Source organism: Streptomyces sp. NPDC014889 (genome assembly GCF_043081205.1).
In the GTDB taxonomy this organism is placed as follows: Bacteria; Actinomycetota; Actinomycetes; order Streptomycetales; family Streptomycetaceae; genus Streptomyces.
Genome location: NZ_JBIBWH010000002.1, coordinates 474609 through 501343 on the forward strand (window position 1 = coordinate 474609; position 26735 = coordinate 501343).

The window sequence follows — 26735 nt, forward strand, 5'->3', positions numbered from 1 at the left end:
ACCGCGTATGCGCGAGTGCGATGGACACGGACTGAGCGAGGAGCGCACGTGGGCCTTGTCGTGCAGAAGTACGGAGGCTCCTCCGTAGCCGATGCCGAGGGCATCAAGCGCGTCGCCAAGCGGATCGTGGAAGCCAAGAAGAACGGCAACGACGTGGTTGTCGTGGTTTCCGCGATGGGCGACACGACGGACGAGCTGATCGATCTCGCCGAGCAGGTTTCCCCGATGCCTGCCGGGCGCGAGCTCGACATGCTGCTGACCGCCGGAGAGCGGATCTCCATGGCCCTGCTGGCCATGGCGATCAAAAACCTGGGTCACAAGGCCCAGTCGTTCACCGGCAGCCAGGCAGGTGTCATCACCGACTCGGTGCACAACAAAGCCCGGATCATCGACGTCACGCCGGGCCGTATCCGGACCGCGCTGGACGAGGGCAACATCGCCATCGTCGCCGGTTTCCAGGGCGTCAGCCAGGCGGGGAAGGACATCACCACGCTGGGGCGTGGCGGGTCCGACACCACCGCCGTCGCGCTCGCGGCCGCCCTCGACGCGGAGGTGTGCGAGATCTACACCGACGTCGACGGTGTGTTCACCGCCGACCCGCGCGTGGTGGCGAAGGCCCGGAAGATCGACTGGATCTCCTTCGAGGACATGCTGGAGCTGGCGGCGTCCGGCTCCAAGGTGCTGCTCCACCGCTGTGTGGAGTACGCGCGCCGGTACAACATCCCGATCCACGTCCGCTCCTCCTTCAGCGGGCTGCAGGGCACGTGGGTCAGCAGCGAGCCGATTCAGCAAGGGGTCAAGAAGGTGGAGCAGGCCATCATCTCCGGTGTCGCACACGACACCTCCGAGGCCAAGATCACGGTCGTCGGCGTGCCCGACAAGCCCGGCGAGGCCGCCTCCATCTTCCGTACGATCGCCGATGCCGAGATCAACATCGACATGGTCGTGCAGAACGTGTCCGCCGCCTCCACCGGCCTGACGGACATCTCCTTCACGCTGCCGAAGGCCGAGGGCCGCAAGGCGATCGACGCGCTGGAGAAGAACCGGGCCGGCATCGGCTTCGACTCCCTGCGCTACGACGACCAGATCGGCAAGATCTCCCTGGTCGGCGCGGGTATGAAGACCAACCCGGGCGTCACCGCCGACTTCTTCACCGCGCTGTCCGACGCGGGGGTGAACATCGAGCTGATCTCGACCTCCGAGATCCGTATCTCGGTCGTCACCCGCAAGGACGACGTGCCGGGGGCCGTGCGCGCCGTGCACAGCGCCTTCGGGCTCGACTCCGACAGCGACGAGGCCGTCGTCTACGGAGGCACCGGGCGATGAGCGACCGACCGACGCTCGCGGTCGTGGGAGCGACCGGAGCCGTCGGCACGGTACTGCTCCGGATCCTGTCCCAGCGCGCGGACATCTGGGGTGACATCCGCCTGCTCGCCCCTGCTGAGGGCTCTTCCCCGGGCTCTCACCCGCGTCCGGCCGGCGGGGAGCCCGAGCGCGCGGTCGGCCGCAGGCTGACCGTGCGCGGCGAGGAGGTCGAGGTGGCCGCGCTCGCCGAGGACGCCTTCGACGGGGTCGACATCGCCCTGTTCGACCTTTCCGACGAGGCCACCGCGCACTGGGCGCCGCTCGCCGCCGCCCGGGGCGCGGTGGTGGTCGACAACTCGGGCGCCTTCCGCGCGGATCCGGAGGTGCCGCTCGTGGTGCCCGAGGTCAACCCGCACGCGGTGCGGCGGCGCCCGCGCGGGATCGTCTCCAGCCCCCACTGCACCACCCTGTCCATGATCGTGGCGCTGGGCGCGCTGCACGCCGAGTTCGGCCTGCGCGAGCTGGTCCTCTCCTCGTACGAGGCGGTGAGCGGGGCCGGGGACGAGGGCGTGGAGACCCTGCGCCGGCAGCTGTCCCTGGTGGCGGGCACCGAGCTGGGGACCAGCCCCGGTGACGTGCGGCGGGCCGTCGGGGACGACACCGGTCCGTTCCCGGAGCCGGTGGCGCTGAACGTCGTGCCGTGGGCCGGGTCGCTGTGCGAGGAGGGCTGGTCCTCGGAGGAGATGAGGCTGCGGGACGAGTCCCGCAAGGTGCTCGGGCTGCCGCGGCTGCCGGTCGCCGTGACCTGTGTGCGTGTCCCGGTGGTCACCACCCACTCCCTGACCGTGCACGCCCGCTTCGAGGGCGAGGTCACGGTCGGCGGGGCACGGGAGATCCTTGCCACGGCACCCGGGGTGGTGCTCTACGACGACCCGGCTGCGGGCGAGTTTCCCACGCCCGCCGACGTGGTGGGCACCGATCCGACATGGGTCGGGCGGGTGCGCCGGGCGCTGGACGATCCCACGGCGCTGGAGTTCTTCGTGTGCGGTGACAATCTGCGCAAGGGGGCGGCGCTGAACATCGCGCAAATCGCGGAGCTGGTGGCCGCCGAGACACCGTGACTCCTGTCGCACGAGGGCGTCGCCGCCGGAAATACCGTGGCCAGGGGCCTTTCCGTTTGTACGATCCATGTGAGAATCGATCCGGCTGGTGGGCTGGGCCACTTGACCCATGCTGTTCGCTGTTCGGCGGCCGATGATTTGCCTCCCCGCCCTTTGCAACCGCGCGAAGGACGGGGAGCGTCTTTGCGGTCGCCCTTCGCGGGCGTGGGGACGCTGCGGGACGTGGGGACGTCCCGGCGATTCAGGCATAGGGGATGAGCGGGACGTATGAGGGCATACAGGGCGCGTTCGGTTGTGCCACCTGCCACGAGAACGGTGCCGGACGTGTCATATGGCGCAATCGACTTGCCCGGCACGTACAACCTCAGTGGGGGGAGACGTGTCCAACTGGCGTGGCAGAGGTTCTCGAGTTCACCCCCAAGCTCTTCGAGCGGGGGGCATCCCCGGCGGCGGCCCGCGGTGCCGCCCTGCGACCGCCCCGCGCGGCGCTCCGTCCGCGCGTGCCCGGCGGCATGCCGGTGATCGCGCCCATGCCTGCCGCGCGGCCCGCCCGCATACCCAGTCAGCGTGAGGCCGCCGAGGACACCGTGGCGGCCGGCACCACCGTCGACCACCTCACCGAGACCTACCGCGCGCACTACCGCTCCCTGCTGGGCCTGGCCGCGCTCCTCCTCGACGACACCGCCTCCTGCGAGGACGTGGTCCAGGAGGCCTTCATCCGCGTCCACTCCGCCCGCAAACGCGTCCGGGAGCCGGAGAAGACCCTCGCCTACCTGCGGCAGACGGTCGTCAACCTGTCCCGTTCGGCCCTGCGCCGCCGCATCCTCGGCCTGAAGCTGCTGTCCAAGCCGATGCCGGACATGGCCAGCGCCGAGGAGGGCGCCTACGACCAGCTGGAGCGCGACTCCCTGATCAAGGCGATGAAGGGCCTCCAGCGCCGTCAGCGCGAAGTCCTGGTGCTGCGCTACTTCGCGGACATGACCGAGGCGCAGGTCGCCGAGACCCTCGGGATCTCGCTGGGCTCGGTCAAGGCCTACGGCTCGCGCGGCATCGCGGCGCTGCGGGTCGCGATGGGGGCGTCGGCATGAGGGAGCACGACGAGGACCGTGACGCGTCCGGGGAACACGAACCCGACGCGTCCCGCGAGCCGGACCATCAAGAGCACACGTCATCGCACGCTGGGAACGTAACCGTGAACCACAGCCCCGACGAACTCGGCCCGGGCGGGCTCGACTCGGACGAGCTGGCACTGCGCAGGATGCTGCACGAGGCGGTCCAGGACGTCGAGCCCCGGGACGGCACGCTGGACCACCTGCGGCGGGCGGTCCCGGCGCGGCGGGCCCGCAAGCGGCAGGCCGCCGTCGGCATGGCGGCCGCCGCCCTGTTCGTCGGCACCGCCATCCCCGCCCTCGTGCACGTCTCCGACACCGCCGACTCCGACGCCAACCCGGCCATGGCGGGCCAGGCCTCAAAGCCCCAGGCCGGCGCGGGCCAGGGCAAGGGCCCGGACGGCGGCGAGAGCGGCATCGGCGGCTCCTCGGGCAAGGCCGTCGGCGGCGGTGAGAAGGAACGGAAGGACGACAGCAAGGACGGTCCGGGCAGCGCCGCCGACAGCGGGCCCACCGGCGGTCCGGACAGCCCCGTGGCAGCCTCGGGCAGCGACGCCCCGGTGTGCGCGGCCTCCCAGCTCGGATCCGCCACCGCCACCGTCGACGCCCCCGACTCGGCCGGTGTCGTCTACGGCACCTTCCGCGTCACCAACGTCTCCGTCGGCAGTTGCCGGGTCGGCGGCTCCGGCTCGGTGAGCACCCTCGCCCAGGGCGCGGCCGACCCCACCAGGATCGTCGTGGTCGCCCACACCTCCGGCGACGGGGCGGCCGGGCTGCCCGACCCCTCCACGGAGGTGCCCGGACTGCTCCTGCCGTCCGGCTCGGCGTACGAGGTGAAGTTCGCCTGGGTGCCCTCCCAGACCTGTCCGACCAGCGGCGGCGGCAGCGGCGGCACCGAGACCGGCGGACCCTCGTCCGACCCGTCCCCCACCCAGGGTGTCAGCACCACGGGTGCCGCGACCACGGGCGGCGACTCCGGCGTCTCCACCCAGATGCTCCTGGCGGACGGCACGGCCGACGGCAGCGTCGTGGTCTCCCACACCCCGGACGCCGGCTCGCCCTCGGACTCGGTCACGGTGACGAACGCGTGCGCGGGGACGGTCTACCGGACCGGGGTGCTCCCGGCGTCCTAGTGCCGGCTCCGGTCGGCCGAGGGCCCGCTCGGGCGGGGGCCCGTTCAGGCGCCGGACGCGCCGCTCGACGCGGGCGCCGGCAGCGGGGCCTGCTCGGGCGCGAGGCCCAGCTCCGCGTCCCGTACGGCCTCCACCTCGCGGCGCAGCAGCCGGAACCACATGAAGACCACGAAGCCGGCGAAGACGAACCACTCGCCGGTGTAGCCGAGGTTCTGGAACGCCTTCAGGTCGAGGCCGGTGTTGTCCGGGGCCTTCGCCGGTACCGCCGTCATCCCGGCGTCCGCGTGGTTGAGGGTGACCCAGGCGTCGTAGACGCGGTACGGCACGAGGTTCACCAGCGAGGCCGCGCTGATCGCCGCGGTCTGCCCGGACGGCAGCCCGCCCTGGGAGCTGACCCCGTTGTCACCCGGCGTCTCCGACGCCTGGAGCGCCCCGGTGACCGTGACCTGGCCCGCGGGCGGCGCCGGGACCCTGGCCGGGTCCGGCTTCCCCGGCAGCCAGCCGCGTACGACCGGCAGCGCCTTTCCGGAGCCGGTGTGCAGCAGCGTCAGCACGTAGTACCCGGACGTGCCGTCGAGATCGCGGTCCGGGACCAGCAGCTGATCGCCGTACCGGCCGGTCGCGGTGGTCTGCATGCCGGACGTGCGCTTGTCCACGGGCAGCAGCCGGTCCAGCGGGCGCGGGGTCTCCTTGCGGTAGGAGGCGGCCTGCTCGTTCGCGGTCCGGTGGTCCTGCACCCGCGCCTCGAACCGGCTGAGCTGCCAGGACCCCATGAACACGCAGAAGGGGATGGCGAGCAGCACGAAGACGTTGATGCCCCACCAGCGAGGTGTCAGCAGAAACCGGTACACGCCCTCAACGGTACGGTGCCGCGCGCCGCACTCCGGTCGCGGGGTCGGCCGGGCGCCGCGCCCGGCGGACGGGCCGCGGGGCTCCGGTCGGGCGGGAACGGTGTGGAAACGGCAAGAGAATGCGAAGGGTCCGGGCGGAGTTTTCCACAGGCTGGGGAGACCGCACAGCGCGTTGTCCCCGGAAGCGTGCAGTATGGGGTCATGACTGAGAGCAACGGGTCCGACTCGCCGCAGCAGCTCGACCGGCGGCCACTCATCGAGGAGATGCCGGACTGGGAGAAGCGCTTCCGAGCGCCCCGGGTGTCGCTGCCCGACTGGGCCGAGGACGCGCCGGAACGCTCCCTGTTCGTGTCGAACGCGACGGGGACGTACGAGCTGTACGCCTGGGACCGGGTGACGGGTGGCCAACGGCAGGTCACCGATCGGCCGAACGGCACGACGGACGGTGTGCTCTCGCCCGACGGGCGCTGGATCTGGTGGTTCGACGACAAGGACGGCGACGAGTTCGGCGTCTGGCGGCGGCAGCCCTTCGAGGGCGGGCCCGACGAGGCGGCCGTGCCCGGCCTCGGCGCGTCGTATCCGGCGGGGCTCGCGCTCGGCCGGGACGGCCGCACGGCGGTCGTGGGGCGCTCCACGGACGAGGACGGCACGACCCTCCACCTGGCCCGCGACGGGCAGGTGACGGAGATCTACCGGCACCGCGAGTCGGCGGGCGTGGGCGACCTCTCCCACGACGGCTCGCTGATCGCCCTGGAGCACACCGAGCACGGCGACGCGATGCACTCGGCGCTGCGCGTGCTCCGCCCGGACGGCACGACGGTCGCCGAGCTGGACGACACCAAGGGCGGGACGGTCGAGCTGGGCCTGGAGGTCCTGGGCTTCGCCCCGGTCGACGGGGACACGCGGCTGCTCGTCGGCCACCAAAGACGCGGCCGCTGGGAGCCGCTGGTGTGGGACGTGGCCACCGGTGAGGAGCACGACCTGGCCCTCGACCTGCCCGGTGACGTGAGCGCCGAGTGGTGCCCGGACGGCGGCGGCCTGCTCGTGGTGCACGGCTTCGAGGCCCGCAGCGAGCTGTTCCGCTACGACCTGGCCACCCGCGAGCTGACGCGGATCCCGACCCCGCCCGGCACGGTCTCCGGAGCGACCGCCCGCCCGGACGGCAGCGTGGAGTACCTGTGGTCCTCGTCGGCCGAGCCCTCCGCGGTCCGCTCGACGCACGGCGGGGTGGTCCTCGACCCTCCCGGCATGAAGTCCCCGGGCTCGGTGCCGGTGGAGGACGTGTGGGTGGAGGGCCCCGGCGGCCGCATCCACGCCCTGGTGCAGAGGCCCGCGGGCGCGACCGGGCCGCTCCCCACGGTCTTCGACATCCACGGCGGCCCCACCTGGCACGACAGCGACTCCTTCGCCGCGGGCCCGGCCGCCTGGGTCGACCACGGGTACGCGGTGGTCCGGGTCAACTACCGCGGTTCGACGGGCTACGGCCGGGCGTGGACGGACGCGCTCAAGCACCGGGTGGGCCTGATCGAGCTGGAGGACATCGCGGCGGTCCGCGAGTGGGCCGTCGGCTCGGGACTGGCCGACCCGGCCCGCCTGATCCTCACCGGCGGCTCCTGGGGCGGCTATCTCACCCTGCTCGGTCTGGGCACCCAGCCCGAGCTGTGGGCGCTGGGCATCGCGGTGGTCCCCGTCGCGGACTACGTCACGGCGTACCACGACGAGATGGAAGCGCTGAAGGCCATGGACCGCACCCTGCTCGGCGGCACCCCCGAGGAGGTGCCCGAGCGCTTCGAGGCCTCCTCGCCGCTGACGTACGTCGACCAGGTCAGGGCGCCCGTCTACATCTCCGCCGGGGTCAACGACCCGCGCTGCCCGATCCGCCAGATCGAGAACTACGTCAAGCGCCTTCAGGCGCGCGAGGTCATCCACGAGGTGTACCGCTACGACGCCGGGCACGGCTCCCTGGTCGTCGACGAACGCATCAAGCAGATCCGCCTGGAACTGGACTTCGCGGAGCGGCATCTGCCGAAGTAGGGAGTCCCGCGCCGCGGGGCGGGGGCGGCTCAGGACGGAGCACCCGTGAGCCACCCGTGTCCGCCCCGCGCCTCCTACAGCCCCTGCGTGCCCTGCGTACCCGTCCGCTCCCGCGGCCTGCGGCCCAGCAGCTCCGCCAGCCCGCGCCGGGTCGCCGCGAGCACCACCCGGTCCTCCCCGCGCAGGACGTAGGTGCCGGGCACGTTCCACACCAGGCCCGAGGCCCGGTCCGGGTGGTCGGCCGCCTCCGGCGCGGCCGGCTCCCGCCGCTCGTCCGCGGTCACCCCCACGTCCAGTGCCAGCACCCGCCAGTACCCGGGCCGGAAGGCCTCCGCGAGCGTCCTGCCCTCCAGCTGCGGATGCCCGCCCACGTCCACGGACGCGAACAGCAGCACCCGCCGCTCCACCGGGATCGCCCCCAGGATCTGCCGGCCGAACATCGCGCCGGCGAACGCGGGCGCCGCCAGGTGCGTCACGCTTCGGCTGCGGGTCAGGGCGTGCGGGTGCGCGGCCCGCAGGGTGCGGTACACCGCGGTGGCGAAGTCGTCGTCGTACAGACGCAGCACCACCCGCAGGTCGGGGCGCACGGACCGCGCGTACAGCACGGCCTCCAGGTTCGTCGTGTCCGCGCTGGTCACGGCGAGCAGCGCGTGTGCGCGGTGGATCTTCGCCGCCTCCAGCACGCCCTCCTGCGTGACGTCCCCGAGCACCACCGGCACCCGCAGCCGCCGCGCCGTGGCCACACCGCGCGCCTCCGGGTCCGACTCCACGCAGACCACGGGGATGCGCAGTTCTCGCAGCCGCGTCAGCACCCGGGTGCCGATCTTGCCGAGTCCCAGCAGGACGACGTGGCCGCCGAGCCCACGCGGCGGCCTGCGCAGCGCGGACGCCGAACGGAACGTGCCCAGCGCCTCGAGCACAGCGGCCAGCACCACGGGCAGCAGCAGCACGCCCACCAGGCCGGTCAGCAGTTGAAGGAGCTGCCGTCCGACCGGCTCGCCGAGCGCGGGGTCGTCGATGGCGAACAGGTCGAGCAGCGTCAGGTACACCGCGCCCAGCGGATGGACCCCGGCGACCACCCACAGCGCCACCGCGAGCGCGAACACGCACGCCAGCAGCCCCGCCACCGTCCACCGCAGCCGCCGCGAGAACAGCGACGTCAGGGGAGGCACGGCCGCAGCCACCACGCGCCGGGCGGACAGCGGCTCACCGGCGCCGTACGAGACCTGTTCCAGCACCACGGTCCCGCGCCCGGTGGCCGCCTCCACCGCGGCCTCGTCCGGCAGCAGCTGCGGCCGCTGGTCGCCGCTGTCCTCGGAGCCGTCCGCGCCGGCCGGGTCGCTGCTCGTCGCCGACAGCAGCGCCAGGGTGCACAGCCCGGGGTCGGCGACGTGTCCCGGCGCGGGCGGCGGCCGCTCCACCGCGCGCAGCAGCAGTCCGTCGGTCTGGACGACCTTGCTGGTGCCGACGACGGCACTGGCGGCCAGCGCGGGCGCGGCGGTGTCCGCGTCGGACAGCACGGTCGTGGACGCGTCGGTGCCCGCCGTCGCGTCGCCGCCGATCGCCAGCGCGGCGGCCTGGTCGAGGAGCTCCTCGATGTGCTGGCCCAGCCGCCGGTTGTACAGGCGCACCACGAGCCGCAGCCGCGGGTTGAGGCGGCGGGCGGTCAGTGCGGCGCGGATGTTGGTCTCGTCGTCGTCGTACACCAGGGCCAGCGCCGCGGCCCGCTCCACGCCCGCGTCCGCGAGCACGGCATCGGTCAGTTCGGCGGCCTCCAGCAGCCGGTCCGGACCGGTCGGCTGACCGCCGGTGCCGCCGCCCGCGCCGTTGCCCCCGCCGTTGCCCCCGCCCCCGGCCCCGACTCCCGCCCGGCTCACGGCCGCGCTCACCACCCGGTCCACCCGGTCCAGGAGCGCCGACGCCGTACGGGTCCGGCCCACCACCGGCGGCCGCACCGTGCGCTCCGAGGGCGGCACGACCAGCGTCACATGCTCGCCGTACACCCCCCGCAACTCGGCGGCCAGCCGGTGCGCGAGCCCGTCGTCCCCGCACACCACCATGTGCGCGCCCGTGCCGTCCGGCACACCACCCTGATACGGAACGCTTGCCACGAGGGAAGAGACTGCCGTACCTGGACGGGTGGTTCCACCCTCCACCCCGGCTCCGCGCGGTCATCTCGAAGGCCGTCTGTCCTGGGCCGTTCCGCGACAGAGCGCGGGGAGGGCGGTACCGCGAGAGAATCGGAGCATGGGATTCCGTTTCGGTCGGGCAATCCCTGGGCGGGGATGGTCCGTATATACGGATGTGTCGAGATTCTGGTTCCCCGTGGGCCGGCTCCCGGACGAGGCTCTGCTGTCCGGGCTCGCCACCGGTGATCCGGAACTCGCGGTCAGTTTCGTAAGAAGGTTTCAGCACCGGGTCTTCGGTGTCGCCGTCGCGGTCACCGGGGATCCCCAACTGGCGGAGGACATCGCACAACAGACATTCGAGCGGGCATGGCGGCACGCGCAGATCTACGACTCGCGCCGCGGGTCGGTCACGACCTGGCTGACCACCATCGCCCACAACCTCGCCATCGACGCCGTACGGTCACGGCGTCAGGAGCCGGTGGCTCCTGAGGACCTCGACGCGATCCTGGACGTCGTCAGCGACACCCCCGAGCGGCACGCACTGGCCGACGAGGCGTCGTCCCGGCTGCGGGCCGCAGTGGCCGAGCTGCCGCGCGAACAGGGCCGTGCCCTGGTGATGGCCGGTATCTACGGCATGACCGCCCAGCAGATCGCCGACTGGGAGCACATTCCGCTGGGCACCGCCAAGACCAGGGTCAGGACGGCGATGGGGAAGTTGCGCACCACCCTCGCGTCCTTCCAGCGAGGCGACCATGGCCAGTGAGATCAGCTGCGAGAAGCTCCGCGAGATCGGCGCCGAGCTCGCGCTGGGCGTGCTGCCCGGCCGCGAGCGTGCCGGCGCCGTCGCGCATCTGGAGAGGTGCGCGGACTGCCGCGAGTACGTCGCACAGCTGACTCTCCTCGGCGACCGGCTGATCGGTCTGCTGCCGGGGAGCGAGCCACCGGTCGGGTTCGAGAGCCGGGTGGCGCAGGCGCTGACGCAGCGGGCGGCGCACGAGAAGGGTGCGCACACCCGGGCGCCGGGCATCCCGCGTCCGGGCGTGCTCGGCTGGGTACGGCCGCGGGTCGCCGCCGCCGCGGGCGCGGTCGTCCTCGCCGTCGGCTTCGGCGGCTGGGCGGTCGGCACGGCGATCGAGTCCACGATGGCCGGGCCCGCCGCGACCGCCGCCGTCGGCTCCGGCATGCTGTGGGGCGGTTTCACCTCGGCCGACGCGGCCGGAAAGCCGGCCGGCGAGGTCTACGCCCACCCCGGCTCCCCGGGCTGGATCTACATGACCGTCGACCTCTCCAGGACCGGCACGCCCCACGAGGGCAAGGTCACCTGCCGGCTGGTGCGCAAGGACGGCACCACCGTCCGCGTCGGCGACTTCACCCTGCACCACGGCCGCGGCTCCTGGGGCGGCCCGGCCACCGTCGACCCGGCGAAGCTGGCCGGCGCCCGGATCCTCGCCCCGGACGGCATGGTCCTGGCCAGAACCCACTTCGCCACGGGCGAGGAGACGTCCTGAGGGCTGCCGAGGAGGGCTGCTCACAGAGCTGGAAGCACCGTGCTCAGGGCCGCCGTCAGTCGGGGCAGCGTGGGCCGGTCCGCCGGATCGAGGCTCAGACAGGCGTCGACGGCCTCGGCGAGCGTGCGCGGCAGGCGCCGGTGCGACGCGACCGGCGGGGCGGCGTCCTCCAGTTGCGGACAGCGGAGGCCTTCCGTGCCGTACTCGTCCTCGTCGTCCTCGTCGTCCTCGTCCGGGAAGGGCACGTCGCCGCACGCAGCCTCGTACAGCGTGACGCCGATGCCCCACACGTCGGCCGCGGCCGTCAGCGGGCCGCCGCGCGCCTGCTCCGGCGAGCGGTAGTACAACGTGCCCGTCCCGCGCGGCGCGTTCCCGGGCGGTCGGGCCAGGCTGAGGTCGAGCACCTTGACGTGTCCGCGGTCCACGACGATGTTGGACGGCTTCAGGTCCAGGTGGAGCAAACCCCGGCCGTGCAGGTAGTGCACCACGGAGCAGAGCTGGACCCCGAGCAGTGCCACGTCGGTGGCGCCCGGCCGGCGCCGCAGCCGGCCGAGGAGATGCGCGAGCGTCTCCCCGGTCAGCGTCTCCATGACGACCAGCGGCTCGGGCTCCGCGAACGTCTCGTACGCGCGGACCAGGTGCGGGTGGGTGAAGTCGCGCAGCCACCCGCCCTCCCGCAGCAGCTCGGCGCCCAGTTCCGGATCGTCGCGCAGGTCCGGGCGCAGCACCTTGATGACGCAGCGGCAGGCCCGCTCCTCGCTCCAGGAGTCGTACAGGTCCAGCCACGCCGTGCGGTCCAGATGCCCGAGGATCTCGTAGCCGGGGAGCGGGCGGGCGCCCGCGGGCAGTGGCGGCTCGACGGCCGCCTTCGTGGTGGCGGTCATGACAGCACCGTGCCCTGGGGCGGCGGCCCCGTGGGCGTGGCCGCGGTGTGCAGCCGGTGCAGTCGCGCGTACGTGCCGCCGCGCGCGAACAGCTCGTCGTGTGTCCCGGACTCGACGACCCGGCCGTGGTCGAGCACCATGATCCGGGTGGCGTCGCGGACCGTGAGCAGGTTGTGGGAGATGACGACGGTGCTCCGGCCGGCCATGAGCCGGCGCAGCGGATCCAGGATCCGGCGGCCGGACAGGGCGTCCAGGCCGGTGGTGGGCTCGTCGAGCAGCAGCACCGGCGCGTCCCTGATCATCGCGCGGGCGATGGCGAGCCGCTGGCGCTGTCCGCCGGAGAGCGTCCGGCCGCGCTGGCCGACCACGGTGTCGTAGCCGTCCGGCAGCAGCCGGATGAACTCGTCGGCGTCCGCGGCGCGGGCCGCCTCGACGATCTCCGCGTCGCTGGCGTCGGGCCGGCCGTAGGCGATGTTCTCCCGCACCGTGCCGTGCAGGACGAGCGTCTCCTGGAGCACCACCGCGACACTGTCGCGCACATCGGTCAGTGCCAGCTCGCGCAGATCGGTGCCGTCGAGGCGGACGGTGCCCTGGTCGGGGTCGTAGAAGCGCAGTTGCAGCTTGGCCACCGTGGACTTCCCGGCCCCGCTCGCGCCCACCAGGGCCAGCGTCTCGCCGGGGCGGACGCGGAACGACACGTCCGACAGCGCCCAGCGGGACGTCTCGGGATAGCGGAAGGACACGGCGTCGAACTCGACCTCGCCGCGGGCCCGGCCGATCCGCCGCGCGTCCGGCGCCTCGCGGACCTGGGGCCGCTGGTCGAGCAGCTCCACGATGCGTTCGGCGGAGGCGGAGGCGGCGTAGAAGGCGGGGCCGAGGCGGGACAGGTCGCGGACCGGGCCGTAGAGCTTGCCGATCAGCGCCAGGAACACCAGCAGCCCGCCCAGGGTGAGCTGGCCCTGGGTGAGCTTCCAGGTGCCGAGCCCCATGACGGCGAGGCCGCCGCACACCTCGATCAGCTCCACCAGCGGCCGGTACACGGCCCGGATCCGCGTCGTGGCCATCGCGGCGTGGAAGCGGCCCACGTTCTCGCGCTCGAAGCGCTGCTGCTCCCAGTCCTGCCGGTTGTACGCCTGCACCAGGGTCACGTTGCCCAGCGACTCCTCGGCCACCGCGCTCAGCGAGCCGGTGCGGCGCGTGCGCTCGCGCGACGCCTGCTTGGTCAGCCGGGAGAAGTGGCGGGCGGCGCCCCAGAACAGCGGCACGATGACGATCGCGAGGAGGGTGAGGTCCCAGCTCAGATAGAAGAGCAGGCCGAGGAAGACGCCCAGTTGGAGCAGGTCGTAGAACACGTCCGCCACGCCGGAGAGCAGGAACGTCTCGACGTCGTCCACGTCCCCCGTGATCCGCGACAGCACGTCGCCGAGCCGCCGCCGTTCGAAGAACCCCAGCGACAGCCTCTGGACGTGCCGGAAGACATCGGTGCGCAAGGAGAGCAGGAAGCGTTCGCTGACGTACGCGGAGGTCAGGTCGTCGGCGAACCCCAGGATGCCGGAGAAGAGGATCAGTCCCACGTAGGTGGGCGCGATCCAGACGAAGGGGTGCAGGTCCCGCGGGACGAGGACCTCGTCCACCAGGATCTTGAACAGCCACAGTTCGGCCGCGTCGACGAGGGGACCCGTCGTGCTGAGCAGGAGAAGCGGCGCGAGCCATCCCCGGCGCCCCCGGGTGTAGGGCCAGAAACGCCGGAACACCTCGCGCAGGGGCAGCGGCGGAGCGGCTGTGACCACGGTCTGGTCGTCCGCCCCCACCGACAACAGGCGACTCAGGACGTACTGACGAAGCGGACCGGCTCCCTGGGGCTCCGGTCCGCTCCGCTCCGAGTCAGCTTGGGGGGCCAAAGTCAGTAGCCGCCACGTCCGCCACGTCCGCCGCGTCCGCCGCGTCCGCTACGGCCGCCGCGTCCGCCGCGTCCGCCGCGTCCGCCGTGGTCGCCGCGTCCGCCGCGTCCGCCGTGGTCGCCGCCGTGGCCACCACCGTGGCCGCCGCCGTGGCCGCCACCGTGATCACGGTTCAGAGCGGGGAAGAGTGCAGTGAAGATCGCCATGGCTTTCCTCCTGATGGAACATGTCTCTTAGGGGATACGTCCCGGATCAGGAATCGGATGGCGATTTAGGTCAAAACGGGGCAAATACCTCACGGGTGGGGCGTGGACGCCCCCGATCACAGCCCGCAGGAGCCGCGGTCCAGGTGGAAGAACCGGGCGTTGGCCCAGCGGCACAGCCAGATGCCGACGGCGACACCGGCGATGGTCACCAGGGCGGGCAGATAACCCGCGGCGACCTGGACGATCGGGATGGCCGGGCAGCCGCCGGAGATCGCCCACCCCGTACCGAACAGCACCGCGCCGGGGATCACACCGGCATGGATGCGCCCGGGGGTCCGGCGCACCCGCAGCAGGGCGAACGCGACCACGATGATCGCGACGGCGCCCGCGAAGGACAGGAACATCCGCAGGTCCTGGAAGGTGAACATGCGGTTCAGCTCGGCGTAGTCGCCGAAGCCGATGTTGGAGACGGTGAAGCCGAGGGCCAGCCCGGTGATGACGTTGGCCAGCAGAATCGCGCCGCGCGTACGCATCAGATCACCTTCCACAGGAGGAACGACACCCCGACGGCGGTGCCGAAGAACACGGCGGTCGCGACGATGCTGACCGGGCGCAGCCGGCCGCAGCCGTTCAGCCCGTGGCCGGAGCTGCATCCGCCGGCCAGCCGGGTGCCGAAGCCGACCAGCACGCCGCCCAGGAACAGCAGGCCGACCATGGTGACCGGGTCGGAGGTGACCAGGTCCCGGAAACCCGGGCCCATGTCGTGGCGGATCTCGAACCGCCCGGACACGAGCGAGGCGATCAGCCCGCCCAGGAAGATCGACACCAGCAGGGCGGCCTGCGTGACGAGGGGGGCGGGGCGCTGGCTGGTGACCGGTTCGACGCCGGGGTCGGGCGCGGGAGGCTGCGGCGGCGCCGCGTACGGGGCGTGCGATTCCGCGTACGGGGCTTCCGCGTAGGGGGCCTGCGACTCCGTGTACGAGGCCGGCGCGCCGGGCAGCGTTCCGAAGTGCTCCGCGGTGGCCGCGGCGAGGGCTTCGGCGAGCGCCTCATCGTCGGCGAACTCGTCGTCCATCTTCTCGAGACGGCGTTCGCTGCGCCAGTGCAGCACACGGTCCCAGGCGGACGACACTCCGAAGGACCGGTCGGTGGTGAGGGTGTAGTTGACGGTGACGAGGGCGAGCCCGACCGCGCCCGCCCACCAGGGCCAGTAGTTCATGCCGGACCTCTCATCCAGTCGGCGAGCCGACCCAGCAGCCCGCGCTTCGGACCGGGAGTTCGCCCCGTGTGCGGAGCGGGGCGGTCCGAAGGCCGGGGGGTCGGTATGTGCGGTGGTGACGGTTGGTGGGGCCGGACCGGCGCCGGGGGCGCCGCCCCGAACCAGGCCGAGCTTCCCCGGTCTTCGGTTCCAGGTGACACCGGCTCAGGCGGACCGGCCGGTACCGCCTGGGACCAGGCGTCCGGGTGCGGCTGCGGCTGCGGGTACGGGTGTGGCTGGGGTTGAGGCGGCGGAGCCTGCCGGGGCGCCTGCGTGCGGTTGGTCGCGCTGGACCGGCCCGCACGGTTCTCGCCTTCGAGGTGCCGCGCCGTCGCTCCGTTGGGCAGCAGGCTGATCGGCACCCGCTCGCCGGTGAGCGACAACCGGTAGCGGGCACAGTCGTGCCACTGGTCCGCGCTGTCGCAGTAGTAGTCGCGCCAACCCTGCAAGCTCGCCCTGAGCAAGGGGAAAAGGGGGCATGCCACGGCGTGCGAGCAACCCACGTTGCTCCCTCCTGACCGGCGCGGGCCACCCGTGAACGAAGGGCGGTCGCCGTTTCCTGGTTCTTGTCCTTGCCGCGCCCGATCGACGATCACAAAACGTCCGGGAATTCGGCACAGAGCCGCATTGTGACTGCCGGTCACCGCGTTCAGCCGTGATGGAACCACTTTCCCGGTACCCCGGGCAACCCGACTGGGTTTTCCGGCCGAACTGCTTGACATCGGCCAGTGATATACGCCACGCGAAAGATCCCTTCGCCTGCCTCTGATGTCCGGATATTTTCCGCCCGGCAACCAGGCTTTGATCGCGATCAGGTCTCATGATCCCGCAGGCTGCGGGCATGTGTCGGCTGTTTGTGGAGAGAGTGCAAATGTTCGACCGGGTTGTGGGGAGAGCGTGAGAATTGCAGGTCATAAATGAATTCGGTGGCCGTGATCTTTCACGGCCACCGCATTCAACCACCCGCGCCCGGCGTCAGTTCGATGCGGTGGCGCCGGACTTCAACTCGCCTATGAACGAGGCCCAGGAGCCGGTGGCGAAGGCCAGCGAGGGGCCGTCCGGGGCCTTGCTGTCACGGACGGGGACGATGTCCTTGACCGCGTCCGCGACCTCCACGCAGTCGCCCCCTGCCTGATTGCTGTAGCTGCTCTTGCGCCAAGCGGCGTCGTTCGGATCGGGACGGGACGTTGGCTCCACGGTGGTTGCCCTCCATCACGCTTCGGATCATGTCGAGCGACATGAGAGGGGGCAGGGCGGCTGCCCGTAGCCGATCGTAAATCACCGTGTAGCGACTGACGTTGGTCGGTTCCTCAATGAGTCGGCCATAGTCCGAGCTCTCCGTGTAGGCGGCCTCTGAACCGTCCGGGAGCGTGAGAAGTGTCAGTGATCCGCCCATCGCCTCGTGGCCGCCCTGGTCGAAGGGCAGCACCTGCACGGTGGTGCGACGGTCCGCTGCCGCATTGAGCAGTTCCCCCAACTGCTCCCGCATCACGGCCAGGCCGCCGATCGGACGCCGGAGCACGGCCTCGTCGAGAATCACCCACAGCTCCGGTCGGTCGGGTGAGCGGAGCCGTTCCTGTCGCCCCAGCCGGGCCGCGACGCGTTCCTCCAACTGGTCCTCGTCGGCGAGTAGCGCGTCCAGGCTCAGAACGGCTCGCGCGTACTGTTCCGTCTGGAACAAACCCGGCACGACGTGCGCCGCGTACTGCCTGATGGACAACGCGCGCTCGGAGTAGGCCATGAACGCCCTCGACCAGTCCGGGAACGCCTCCCGATACACATAGGGCCACAACTCGACGAGCAGGTTGTCCGCGCCGAGGGCCACGTCGAGCGCGCGGGCCAGTTCCAGGGTCGGCCTGGCCCCGGAGGCGCGTTCGATCTGGGTGATCCGGCTGCTCACCACGTGTGTCATGGCTCCGAGTTCCGCCTGGGTGAGTCCGGCCGCGATGCGGAGTCTGCGCACCCGCGCACCGAACAGCGCCGCCATGGAGGTACTGGGGTCGATTCCCTTGGCCAAGGCGTTACTTCCGTTTCTTACGAGCTGAAAGGTAAGGCTGCGCCGTCTTCCGAGCGTAGGGCCGGTGGACGACTCTTGAGCACGGAACGTGACGACTCGTGTACTTGGCGGGAAGGAAGGCAGGCCGTGCGGGCAGGAACGACCACACCGGAAGAGGGCGTAGCGCCCGATTCCCGTCACGTCGCGGCGCAGTTCGCCGCGACTCCGCGAGGCGCACGGCTGGCCCGGCGCCTGGCGGTGCGGCAGATCGAGGAGTGGGGGTATCCACCGGACTCGGACACGTCGTGCACGATCGCGCTGGTGGTGGGCGAACTCGTGGCGAACGCCGTACGGCACGGCCGGGCGCCGGGACATGACTTCGCTCTCAGGCTCGCCCTCGACGCGGCGACGGGCGTGATGCGCGTCGAGGTGGCGGACGCCTCGGCCAAACGCCCGCCGGTGACCGCCCCTTCGTCGCACCCCGACGGTGAGTCGGGCCGCGGCCTGCTCCTGGTGGACGTCCTGGCCGCACGCTGGGGCTGCACGCCGAGGGAACCGCTGGGCAAGACGGTCTGGGCGGAGGTCCGTTGCCCTTTCAGTGAGGTTGTTTGAGCACCGTTCGTCGGTTCGGGGCCCGCTATGTTGACGGGAACATCCGACAGGTGGGGCCGGCATGCAGAGATCAGAAGAACGGGTCGAGGAGGCGGAGACCGCCGACGCGGACGGAGCGGCGGGGGACGACGCCGCTGCCGGCTGGCCCCGGTACTGGCCGCTCCTGTTACTGGGGGCGGCCACCTTTCCCGGCGCGGTGCTCTACCTCGGGGGCCGGTGGATGGAGACACCGGCGATGCAGGCGTGGCGGACCGTGTGTCTTGCGGTGACCGTTCAGGCGCTGCCCTTCCTGCTGCTGGGTACGGCCCTTTCCGGCGCCATCAACGCGTTCGTGCCGGCCGGGGTGTTCAGCCGCGCGCTGCCGAGCCGGCCGGTGCTCGCCGTGCCGGTGGCCGGCGTGGCGGGAGCCGTGCTGCCGGGCTGCGAGTGTGCGTCGGTGCCGGTGGCGAACCGCCTGATCGGGCGGGGCGTCCCGCCCGCGGCCGCGTTCGCGTTCCTGCTGTCGGCGCCCGCGATCAACCCGGTGGTGCTGACGGCGACCGCGGTGGCCTTCCCCGGGAACCCGGCGATGGTCGCGGCCCGTCTGCTGGCCTCGCTGGGCACGGCGTTGGGGGTGGGCTGGCTGTGGCTCTGGCTGGGGCGGGCCGAGTGGCTGCGGCCGGTCGTGCGGCACGGTGGCCATCGGGCGGGTGGCAGCCGGTGGCGGGAGTTCCGGGAGGGCTTCCAGCACGACTTCCTGCACGCGGGCGGTTTCCTGGTGGTGGGCGCGATGGCGGCGGCCACGTTCAATGTCGCGGTGCCTCGCTCCGTGCTGGACGCGTTCTCCGGTTCGCCCTGGCTTTCGGTGCTGTTCCTGGCCGGGCTGGCGATCGTGCTGGCGGTGTGTTCGGAGGCGGACGCGTTCGTGGCGGCCTCGCTGACCGGGTTCTCGCCGGTCGCGCGGCTGGCGTTCATGGTCGTCGGCCCGATGGTCGACCTGAAGCTGCTCGCCCTTCAGGCGGGGACGTTCGGCCGGGCCTTCGCGGTCCGGTTCTCCGCCACAACGGTGGTGGTGGCGGTCGTGTTCAGCGCGCTGATCGGAGGTGCACTGCTGTGAGACGCCCGCTCCAGATGACCTTGCTCGTCCTCAGCGGCGTCGGTCTGCTGCGCGTGTCCCTGTTCACCGACCTGTACCTGCGGTACGTCAATGAGGGGATGCGCTGGCTGCTCATCGCCTCCGGCGCCCTGCTGGTTCTGCTCGGCATGGCGGACGCGGTGTCGTACGCACGACGGGGCGAGGGCGACGAACACACGGACCACGGCGACCATGAGGACAACGACGACGGTCACGGGCACCACCACTCAGGGGCACCTGGGGCCGCGTGGCTGCTGTTCCTCCCGGCGTTGAGCCTGCTGTTCTACGCCCCGCCCGCCCTTGGCGCGTACACCGCCTCCCGTCAGCCGCCCAAGGCCATCACGCACGAGGACGACTTCGACCCGCTGCCCGCGACCTCGCCGCTTCCGATGACGCTTTCGGACTTCATCCGCCGTGTGCAGCAGGACCGCACGGGGGCCATCGAGGGGCATACGGTCCGGTTGACCGGCTTCGCCGGCTCCGGCAAGCAGGGCGACGGCTGGACCCTGACCCGGATCGTCATCTCCTGTTGTGCGGCGGACGCCCAGTCCGTGAAGGTACGGATCCACGGCACCCCGGCCCCGCCGGCCAACACCTGGGTGGCCGTCACGGGCACCTGGCACCCCGGCGGAACCCTGGGCACGAGCTCCGCACCCGCCGCGCTCGACGGCCGTTCCGTGCACAAGATCCCCAAGCCGGCGAACGCCTACACCGACGCCCTTCCGCTCACTCCGACGCGATGAGGCGCGGGCGGGGCGCGGGCGGGGCGGACGGCCGGCGGCACGGCCGCAGGCCTTCAGACCGCTTTGCGGCGTTCCTCCGGCCATCGGACTGGGGGCCTGCGCCGCATGGGGGGACACAGCATCACCGCCACGCACACCACGACTGCGGCGGGAGGCACGAACCACCACGGAACGCCCGTCCAATTCGCCAGGAACCCCACCACGAGGCAGGCGCCGAGGACCGTGAAGAGGATCTGCCCACCGTAGGGGTAAAAGGTGAAGGGCTCGTGGGAACGAGGCCTGACAAGGCGTACCGCGCCGAACACCAGCATCTCAGCCGCGAGGAGCGCGACGAGCGTGCCCAGGGCGGCCTTCATCTGGAGGTCGTCCCCGGGTACTTCAGTGGTGTTCTGCTCGACGCCGTCCTTGCTGAGCGCCACGATGCGGCGGCGCCAGAGGGTGGCGGTGACCTGGTCACCCGGCTTCAGCCGCTCGAAAAGCGGCCCCTGGCTATGGAAATCCACGTATCCCTGCCAGGATCCCTCGTACTTCAGGGTCGCCTTGTAGGTCTTGGATCTGGTGCCGGTCTCCTCTGTTTTCACGACGGTGATCTGCCAGGTACTCACGGCGATTTCCGGCTTGCACCGTTCCTGTTCGGCTGTCTGCCCGCACTGCGAGCCATCGCCCGCGCTGCCATCGGCTCCCCCCCCATCCCCGACCACGTCCCGGCGATCATCACACCCGCCGCACGCGGGGTCCAGGCGCTTCCGCGCCCGGTTCGGAATCTCGTCGACGGGGTGGGCCCACGCGGGTCGAACGGGCAACCAGTCTCAAAGTGATCGAGGGACACCAGGCCGTAGTACCCCGGTACCACCTGCCTGACAGTGTTCAGCCCCCGGTACCACCGGATCCGGCAGATCGCGGACTTAGCGTGACGGAGGAGGCGTCAGGCGTACAGGGCGCGCCGGAGTCCGAAGGGGAGAACGCGAATGATCGAGGCACAGCAGCTCACCAAGAGGTACGGGGAGAAGACAGCCGTCGACGGGCTTGACTTCACCGTGAAGCCGGGCACGGTGACCGGCTTCCTCGGCCCCAACGGAGCGGGCAAGTCGACGACGATGCGCATGATCGTCGGGCTCGACGCGCCGACGAGCGGCTCCGTCACGGTGAACGGGCAACGCTACGCCCGCCACCAGGCGCCGCTCCAGGAGGTCGGGGCGCTGCTGGAGGCGAAGTCGATCCACCCGGGCCGCTCGGCCTACAACCACCTGCGGGCCCTCGCCCTCACCCACGGCATTCCGCGCCGCCGGGTCGACGAGGTCGTCGAACTCGCCGGCCTCGGCAGCGTCGCGAAGAAGCGGGCCGGTGCCTTCTCCCTCGGCATGGGCCAGCGGCTCGGCATCGCGGCCGCTCTGCTCGGCGATCCGCAGGCCGTGATGCTCGACGAGCCGGTCAACGGACTGGACCCCGAGGGCGTCCTCTGGATCCGGAACCTGCTCACCTCCCTCGCGAGCGAAGGGCGCACGGTGTTCGTCTCTTCGCACCTGATGAGCGAGGTGTCACTGGTCGCTGATCACCTGATCATCGTCGGACGTGGACGGTTGCTGGCCGACACGACCGTACGGGACCTGGTCCGCGAGGCCGGCGGCGACACCGTGAAGGTCGCGACGGACGACCCCGCTCGGTTGCGGGACGTACTCGCCGGACACGGCGTGGAGATCACCGGCCGCGTGGGCTCCGAGGAACTGCAGGTGACCGGGCTGTCGGCCCGCGAGATCGGGCTGAAGGCGGCCGAGCACGGGATCCCGCTGTTCGAGCTGACCACGAAGGCGGTGTCGCTGGAGGAGGCATTCATGGAACTGACCAGGGACGCCGTGGAGTACCACGGCTCCACGACCCGCAACGAGATCTCCGGGAGCGCGGCATGAGCACCCTCACGGCAGCCCCCGAATCCCCTGAGACCGCCCGGGCCACGCCGGCCCGCCCCGCCTACCGGGTGACCGGACGGCGCGTGCTGGCCTCGGAGTGGGCCAAACTGTGGTCGCTGCGCTCCACCTGGATCACTCTCGGCCTGGGCCTGCTGTTCCTCGTCGCCTTCGGCATCATCGCCGCGAGCCGCTACAAGTCCGGGATCGACTCCGGCCGCCCCATGGACGGCCACTTCGCCGACGCGACGGCCGTGAGTCTGTCCCTCTTCGGCACGAACTTCGCCCAGCTGGCCCTCGGCGTGCTCGGCGTACTGGTCATGGCGGGCGAGTACTCCACCGGCATGATCCGCTCCACCATGGCCGCGGTGCCACGCCGGCTGCCCGTGCTGTGGTTCAAGGCGGCTGTGTACGGGCTGGTCGCGCTGGTGATCGCCACCGTCGGCGCGTTCGTCGCCTTCCTCGTGGGCAGCCAGGTCGTCTCCGGCACGCCGGCCGCCATGAGCCTCGGCGACGCAGGTGTCCTTCGCAGTCTGCTGGGCGCCGGGCTCTACCTGGGCCTGGTCGGTGTGATCGGCACCGCCCTGGGCGCGCTGTTGCGGTCCGTGGCCGGCGGCATCTCGGTCCTGGTGGCCGCCTTCATGCTCGTACCCGGACTGATCTCCCTGCTGCCCAGCTCATGGAGCGGGAACATCGACCCCTACCTGCCCAGCCACGCCGGCGAGTCGATCTTCGCCCTGACCCACGACTCGACCACCCTGTCGCCGGTCGCCGGGCTCTGGGTCTTTCTCGGCTGGACGGCACTGGCGCTGGCCGGAGCGGCGTACCGGCTGCTGCGCAGCGACGTCTGAGCGGCAGCCACCCGCATCATGGTCTGGTGAACTCCGTGACCACCGAAGATCTCAGCGGGATGGGGCCGCTGGTCGCCCGGCTCGGCCGGACCGGCCAGCGGCTCCGGCACGCCGACCGGGCCCGTCCGTGGGTGCTGGACACCGCGGTGGTGGTGCTGGTCATCCTGATGTTCTGCCTGCCGGACCTGCTGCACGAGGTCGGCGCGATCGACGGGGAAGGCGACGGTCCGCGCCGCTTCCGCCTGGTGTTCACCCGGTTGCCCGTGGCGGGCATGCTGGCCCTGCAGGCCGGGCTGGTGCTGCCGCTGCTGTGGCGGCGCCGGGCGCCCGCCGTCGCGTTCGGCGCGGTCATGGCCGTGTTCGCCCTCCAGTGGTCCCTCGGCGCCGCGCTCCGTGCGGATGTCGCCCTCTTCGTCGCCCTGTACAGCCTGGCCCTGCACGGGCGGCTACGGCAGCTGCCGTGGGCCTGCGCGGCCACGGCGGGTGCGCTCGGCCTGGTCGCGGCACGGGTGTCGCCGGCGGTGTCGGTCGGGGACGCGCTGTTCTTCCTGCTCAGCACGGCGACCGCGGCCCTCGCGCTCGGCCTGATGATCCGTATCCGGCGGGCCCAGCTGGCCGGGCTTCGGGACCGTGCGGCCCGGCTGGAGATCGAACGCGACCAGCGCGGCAGACTCGCCGTCGCGGCCGAACGGGCGCGGGTGGCCCGCGAGATGCACGACGTCGTCGGTCACAACCTGTCCGTCATCATCACGCTCGCCGACGCGGGTGCCTATGCAGCCGGGGCCGCTCCGGAGCGGGGCAAGGAGGCCCTGCACCTCATCGGCGACACAGGTCGCCAGGCCCTGGGGGAACTGCGCCGGGTACTCGGCGTGCTGCGCGAGGCGGACGGACGGCCGACCGAGCCCGAGCTGAGCCCGCAGCCCGGTCTCGCGGACATCGGCGCGCTGTGCGAAGGGGTGCGCGCCGCCGGCCTGGAGGTCGTCTACCGTACCGCCGGAGACGTCGACGCTCTCGACAGCGGGGTCCAGCTCACGGTCCATCGCATCGTGCAGGAGGCTCTGACGAACACCCTGAAACACGCCGGTGCCGGCGCGCGTGTGAACCTGGCTGTCGCCGTGGAGGACACGCGGCTGACCATCACCGTCCAGGACTCCGGCCCAGTCGTCCCGGCCGACCGTCCCGGCACGGCGAACGAGGAAGGACACGGCCTGGTGGGCATGCGGGAACGAGCGACTCTCTACGGTGGACACGTCAGCGCGGGTCCCACGGGTGGCGGCTGGACCGTACGGGCGGCACTCGACCTCACTCCCCAGGGCGATGCCCGGTGACCACCGTGCTCGTCGTCGACGACCAGCCGCTCCAGCGGTACGGCTTCCGCATGCTCCTGGACTCCGTGCCCGAGACGGAGGTGGTCGGCGAGGCCGCTCACGGAGCGGAAGCGGTGCGCAAGGTCGCCGAACTCCGCCCCGACGTGGTCCTCATGGACGTACGCATGCCGGGCATGGACGGCATCGAGGCCACCCGCCGCATCGTCGCCGCCGGCGGTCGCTCCCGCGTCCTGGTGCTGACCACGTTCGACCTGGACGAGTACGTGTATGCGGCCCTGCGCGCCGGAGCCAGCGGCTTCCTCCTCAAGGACGCCCGCCCCGAGGAACTCCTCGCGGGCATCCGGGCCGTGGCCGTCGGAGACGCCGTGATCGCCCCCGCACTCACCCGTCGTCTCCTGCACGAGTTCGCCCGTCTCGTGCCCGTCGGCGGCGACGGCTCCGCCGAGGACCCGCGCTTGAGTTCCCTCACCGACCGTGAGCGCGAGATCCTCGTCGCCATCGGCAAGGGCTGGAGCAACGGCGAGATCGCCGCCCGTTTCGTCCTGTCGGAGTCCACGGTGAAGACTCATGTCGGCCGCGTCCTGGCCAAGATCGGCGCCCGCGACCGCATCCAGGCGGTGATCTTCGCCTACGACCACGGCCTGGCCCGGCCTCACGGGGGCTGAGCGGCGGGTTCACGTCGCCAACGCTGTTCCGGCGGCCTCAGTGAGCGTGCCGGAAACCCGTCAGGGGCCTGATCCACTAACTGGATCAGGCCCCTGACGGTACTTCACTGTCGGGGTGGCAAGGCCGCTGCCAAGCGCCTGCGCCGCGGGCGCTGAGGTTCGGCAGCGCTGGTGCAGCGTCAACGGCGCTTGCGGATCTCCTGGTACCGCCGCTCAACGTCCGCCATGAACCAGTCGGGCACTTGAGCGGCCGTCCGCAAGTGCTGGCGCTCATCAGGGGAAAGTGTCTGCGCGGAGGCGTCTACAGCGATCGAGTAGTCGGTCATCTTGTCCGACAGCCGCTCGCGTCGAATGTCTCCGCCGATCTCGGCGCCCACGGATTGGCGGCTGGCGAGCACTGTGAACCATCCGAGGAAGCGCAGTTTGCTGCTCTTCCGGCGGAGTTCATCGCGAACGATGAGCCAGCACAGGCGTTCATCGGTCACGTTCGGGATCGATCCTGACGCTGCCATGCATCCCCCTCCCCATGCGGTTGGACTTCTGATTCCACCGCAGGCAGGAGCATAGGCCCAGGGCTCAACAATCAGTGCGGCAGTTGATCACCTCAGCCGCGCCTGGCCCAGCCCAGACAAGTGAGGCCGTAGGTGGCCCGTAGAGCGCCTGAACCCCCCTGGTGTGAACCAGGAAACCGGAAACACGCTCACTCTGCGTCACCACACGCGTGTGGTGACGGGCCGTCGCAGGGCCCGTCACCACCGACCCACTCATCCCGGAAACGAGGACACCCGTGAGCCACGGACACGTCTGGCGCACCCACCGCCAGTACGCAGCCACCGCCGCCCGCTGGACCGCCGATCACTGGCGCAAGGAAGCCGAGCGCCGCCGCGCCCTGCGCGCCGAACGCAGGCCGCTCGTACGCGACGCCCGCCGTGCGCACGCCACCGCACGCGCCATCGACCCCAGCTCCGGCCGGTCATCACGCAGGGCGCGGAGGCCATGGACGCGATCTTTGCTCAGCGGCGCGAGGCAACCGCCCGCGAGGCTTGATCAGAATCCTTTGGCCCCCTGTTTGGCCCCCCGAGCACGACAGAGGCCCATTCGCGATCACGCGAATGGGCCTCTGACTAGCGTCGGGGTGGCGGGATTTGAACCCACGACCTCTTCGTCCCGAACGAAGCGCGCTGCCAAGCTGCGCCACACCCCGATGTCGCTGCTTGTCGCGGCGACGACGTTTACTTTAGCCCACTGGTGGCCGGAGGCGAAATCCGGTTTTGGTGCGGCGGCGGATCGGGTTCGGGCGGGTGTGGTCGACGGCCACGAGGAGGAGGGCCAGGGCGTAGAAGGAGAGGCCCAGGAGCAGGGCGGTGGCGAGGACGTGCTTGTAGCCGTGCTCGGAGACGTCCAGGAAGGGGTGCAGGTAGCGGTCGGGGGCGTCGGCGGGGAGCAGTTCGCCGCGGGTGAGGGAGAAGGCCAGGTAGGCCAGGGGGTAGAGCAGCCACGGCGCGGCCTGGTGCAGGTGGAGGCGGTCGGGCTCGGTGAGCAGGAGCCAGTCCAGGAGGGCGGCGATCGGGGCCGCCGTCAGCAGGATCACGGTGGCCGTCCTCTGCCAGAGCGGATGGATGCCCGGCTCGCCCGTGATCGAGAACACCGGCGAGGTCCGGGTCAGGAGCGCGTGGTGCACGACGGCCGTGATCACGGTGTACAGCACGGTCGCCCCGGTCAGCCAGGCCGGCAGTGGCCGGCGGGCCGTCCAGGCCCTGCGGGCCGAGAGGAAGAGGACCAGGGCGAGAAGGATGCTGCTCTGGATCGCGAACGCGCTCAGGACGCGGGCCGGGGAGCCGAGGTGCAGTTCCACGGCCAGGGCGGCCGCGACCGCCGCGGCGGTGAGGAGGCGGCAGACCGCCGCCCCGGGACGGCGGGTGGGCGCCATGACGGCGGACGGGGGGACGAAGGAGGGGGGCATCAGCTTGACGATGCCCGGGATCACGGGCAGCTCCGGTATGTCCCGAGGTATGAAAGGCGTCGGAGACATCTCCGGCACCTCGGGCAGTTCGGGGGTCTCGGCGGCCATGCCCTCACGGTA

General features: G+C 71.6%; 26 protein-coding genes and 1 tRNA gene. 14 read left to right on the forward strand and 13 right to left on the reverse strand.

Annotation, left to right across the window (positions count from 1 at the left end; translation table 11 throughout):
• Positions 1-48: 48 nt before the first annotated feature.
• The 4 genes from ACF09J_RS05330 (at position 49) to ACF09J_RS05345 (ending at position 4668) form a co-directional block, all read left to right on the forward strand.
• On the forward strand, positions 49-1326 hold the full coding sequence (locus tag ACF09J_RS05330) for an aspartate kinase (RefSeq protein WP_392304019.1): 1278 nt from the start codon (positions 49-51) through the stop codon (positions 1324-1326).
• Complete coding sequence (locus ACF09J_RS05335; RefSeq protein WP_392304020.1) at positions 1323-2426, forward strand: aspartate-semialdehyde dehydrogenase; 1104 nt, start codon at positions 1323-1325, stop codon at positions 2424-2426. Before ACF09J_RS05330 ends, ACF09J_RS05335 begins: the two co-directional genes overlap by 4 nt.
• 392 nt (positions 2427-2818) lie before the next feature.
• Positions 2819-3514, forward strand: a complete 696-nt coding sequence (locus ACF09J_RS05340; RefSeq protein ID WP_392304021.1) for a SigE family RNA polymerase sigma factor — start codon at positions 2819-2821, stop codon at positions 3512-3514.
• 104 nt (positions 3515-3618) lie between these two features.
• Positions 3619-4668, forward strand: coding sequence for a hypothetical protein (locus ACF09J_RS05345; RefSeq protein ID WP_392304022.1), 1050 nt, complete (start codon positions 3619-3621; stop codon positions 4666-4668).
• Between the two features lie 44 nt (positions 4669-4712).
• Here ACF09J_RS05345 and ACF09J_RS05350 read toward each other — a convergent pair whose 3' ends face one another.
• Positions 4713-5519: an SURF1 family protein gene (locus ACF09J_RS05350; RefSeq protein ID WP_392304023.1), complete on the reverse strand. Its 807-nt coding sequence runs from the start codon at positions 5517-5519 to the stop codon at positions 4713-4715.
• A 201-nt stretch (positions 5520-5720) separates the two neighbouring features.
• On the opposite strand from ACF09J_RS05350, the gene ACF09J_RS05355 reads away from it, so the two are divergent.
• On the forward strand, positions 5721-7553 hold the full coding sequence (locus tag ACF09J_RS05355; RefSeq protein ID WP_392304024.1) for a prolyl oligopeptidase family serine peptidase: 1833 nt from the start codon (positions 5721-5723) through the stop codon (positions 7551-7553).
• A 74-nt stretch (positions 7554-7627) separates the two neighbouring features.
• Here the strand turns inward: ACF09J_RS05355 and ACF09J_RS05360 are convergent, their stop codons facing one another.
• Positions 7628-9613, reverse strand: a complete 1986-nt coding sequence (locus ACF09J_RS05360; protein WP_392304178.1) for an NAD-binding protein — start codon at positions 9611-9613, stop codon at positions 7628-7630.
• A 244-nt stretch (positions 9614-9857) separates the two neighbouring features.
• On the opposite strand from ACF09J_RS05360, the gene ACF09J_RS05365 reads away from it, so the two are divergent.
• Together ACF09J_RS05365 and ACF09J_RS05370 are read left to right on the forward strand one after the other, a co-directional pair.
• Positions 9858-10445 carry an RNA polymerase sigma factor gene (locus tag ACF09J_RS05365; RefSeq protein WP_392304025.1) on the forward strand — a complete coding sequence of 196 codons (588 nt, stop codon included), beginning with the start codon at positions 9858-9860 and terminating at the stop codon, positions 10443-10445.
• Complete coding sequence (locus ACF09J_RS05370; protein WP_392304026.1) at positions 10435-11190, forward strand: hypothetical protein; 756 nt, start codon at positions 10435-10437, stop codon at positions 11188-11190. Before ACF09J_RS05365 ends, ACF09J_RS05370 begins: the two co-directional genes overlap by 11 nt.
• Before the next feature lie 20 nt (positions 11191-11210).
• Here the strand turns inward: ACF09J_RS05370 and ACF09J_RS05375 are convergent, their stop codons facing one another.
• The 7 genes from ACF09J_RS05375 to ACF09J_RS05405 form a co-directional block, all read right to left on the reverse strand.
• Positions 11211-12074 (reverse strand): serine/threonine-protein kinase, encoded by an 864-nt coding sequence (locus ACF09J_RS05375; protein ID WP_392304027.1) that lies wholly within the window; start codon positions 12072-12074, stop codon positions 11211-11213.
• Positions 12071-13885 (reverse strand): ABC transporter ATP-binding protein, encoded by a 1815-nt coding sequence (locus ACF09J_RS05380; protein ID WP_392304028.1) that lies wholly within the window; start codon positions 13883-13885, stop codon positions 12071-12073. The genes ACF09J_RS05375 and ACF09J_RS05380 overlap by 4 nt, the downstream gene beginning before the upstream one ends.
• Before the next feature lie 73 nt (positions 13886-13958).
• Positions 13959-14144, reverse strand: a complete 186-nt coding sequence (locus ACF09J_RS05385; protein WP_392304029.1) for a hypothetical protein — start codon at positions 14142-14144, stop codon at positions 13959-13961.
• A 153-nt stretch (positions 14145-14297) separates the two neighbouring features.
• Positions 14298-14714, reverse strand: coding sequence for a YeeE/YedE thiosulfate transporter family protein (locus tag ACF09J_RS05390; protein ID WP_392304030.1), 417 nt, complete (start codon positions 14712-14714; stop codon positions 14298-14300).
• Positions 14714-15400, reverse strand: a complete 687-nt coding sequence (locus ACF09J_RS05395) for a YeeE/YedE family protein (protein WP_392304031.1) — start codon at positions 15398-15400, stop codon at positions 14714-14716. Before ACF09J_RS05395 ends, ACF09J_RS05390 begins: the two co-directional genes overlap by 1 nt.
• Positions 15401-16414: 1014 nt before the next feature.
• Positions 16415-16555 carry a DUF397 domain-containing protein gene (locus ACF09J_RS05400; protein WP_392304032.1) on the reverse strand — a complete coding sequence of 47 codons (141 nt, stop codon included), beginning with the start codon at positions 16553-16555 and terminating at the stop codon, positions 16415-16417.
• Positions 16512-17426 carry a Scr1 family TA system antitoxin-like transcriptional regulator gene (locus ACF09J_RS05405; RefSeq protein WP_392304179.1) on the reverse strand — a complete coding sequence of 305 codons (915 nt, stop codon included), beginning with the start codon at positions 17424-17426 and terminating at the stop codon, positions 16512-16514. Before ACF09J_RS05405 ends, ACF09J_RS05400 begins: the two co-directional genes overlap by 44 nt.
• A 156-nt stretch (positions 17427-17582) precedes the next feature.
• Here ACF09J_RS05405 and ACF09J_RS05410 point away from each other — a divergent pair, with 156 nt between their 5' ends.
• The 3 genes from ACF09J_RS05410 (at position 17583) to ACF09J_RS05420 (ending at position 19904) form a co-directional block, all read left to right on the forward strand.
• Entirely contained in the window at positions 17583-18047 is a 465-nt protein-coding gene (locus ACF09J_RS05410; protein WP_392304033.1) for an ATP-binding protein, read from the forward strand.
• A 61-nt stretch (positions 18048-18108) separates the two neighbouring features.
• A complete protein-coding gene (locus tag ACF09J_RS05415; protein ID WP_392304034.1) occupies positions 18109-19143 on the forward strand; it encodes a permease in 1035 nt (344 codons plus the stop codon).
• A complete protein-coding gene (locus ACF09J_RS05420; protein WP_392304035.1) occupies positions 19140-19904 on the forward strand; it encodes a TIGR03943 family putative permease subunit in 765 nt (254 codons plus the stop codon). The genes ACF09J_RS05415 and ACF09J_RS05420 overlap by 4 nt, the downstream gene beginning before the upstream one ends.
• Before the next feature lie 53 nt (positions 19905-19957).
• Here ACF09J_RS05420 and ACF09J_RS05425 read toward each other — a convergent pair whose 3' ends face one another.
• Positions 19958-20509: a hypothetical protein gene (locus tag ACF09J_RS05425; protein ID WP_392304036.1), complete on the reverse strand. Its 552-nt coding sequence runs from the start codon at positions 20507-20509 to the stop codon at positions 19958-19960.
• A gap of 363 nt (positions 20510-20872) precedes the next feature.
• On the opposite strand from ACF09J_RS05425, the gene ACF09J_RS05430 reads away from it, so the two are divergent.
• The 4 genes from ACF09J_RS05430 to ACF09J_RS05445 are packed head-to-tail and all read left to right on the forward strand — an operon-like array spanning position 20873 to position 24652.
• On the forward strand, positions 20873-21811 hold the full coding sequence (locus ACF09J_RS05430) for an ATP-binding cassette domain-containing protein (protein ID WP_392304037.1): 939 nt from the start codon (positions 20873-20875) through the stop codon (positions 21809-21811).
• Positions 21808-22659, forward strand: a complete 852-nt coding sequence (locus ACF09J_RS05435) for an ABC transporter permease (RefSeq protein ID WP_392304038.1) — start codon at positions 21808-21810, stop codon at positions 22657-22659. Before ACF09J_RS05430 ends, ACF09J_RS05435 begins: the two co-directional genes overlap by 4 nt.
• 59 nt (positions 22660-22718) lie before the next feature.
• Positions 22719-23987, forward strand: a complete 1269-nt coding sequence (locus tag ACF09J_RS05440) for a sensor histidine kinase (protein ID WP_392304180.1) — start codon at positions 22719-22721, stop codon at positions 23985-23987.
• On the forward strand, positions 23984-24652 hold the full coding sequence (locus tag ACF09J_RS05445) for a response regulator (RefSeq protein WP_392304039.1): 669 nt from the start codon (positions 23984-23986) through the stop codon (positions 24650-24652). Before ACF09J_RS05440 ends, ACF09J_RS05445 begins: the two co-directional genes overlap by 4 nt.
• Positions 24653-24831: 179 nt before the next feature.
• Here the strand turns inward: ACF09J_RS05445 and ACF09J_RS05450 are convergent, their stop codons facing one another.
• The 3 genes from ACF09J_RS05450 to ACF09J_RS05460 all read right to left on the reverse strand — a co-directional run bounded on the left by ACF09J_RS05450 (position 24832) and on the right by ACF09J_RS05460 (position 26723).
• On the reverse strand, positions 24832-25137 hold the full coding sequence (locus ACF09J_RS05450) for a hypothetical protein (protein ID WP_392304040.1): 306 nt from the start codon (positions 25135-25137) through the stop codon (positions 24832-24834).
• A gap of 645 nt (positions 25138-25782) precedes the next feature.
• Positions 25783-25856: transfer RNA gene (locus ACF09J_RS05455), tRNA-Pro, on the reverse strand.
• 33 nt (positions 25857-25889) lie between these two features.
• Positions 25890-26723: a Pr6Pr family membrane protein gene (locus tag ACF09J_RS05460; RefSeq protein ID WP_392304041.1), complete on the reverse strand. Its 834-nt coding sequence runs from the start codon at positions 26721-26723 to the stop codon at positions 25890-25892.
• Between the last annotated feature and the right edge of the window lie 12 nt (positions 26724-26735).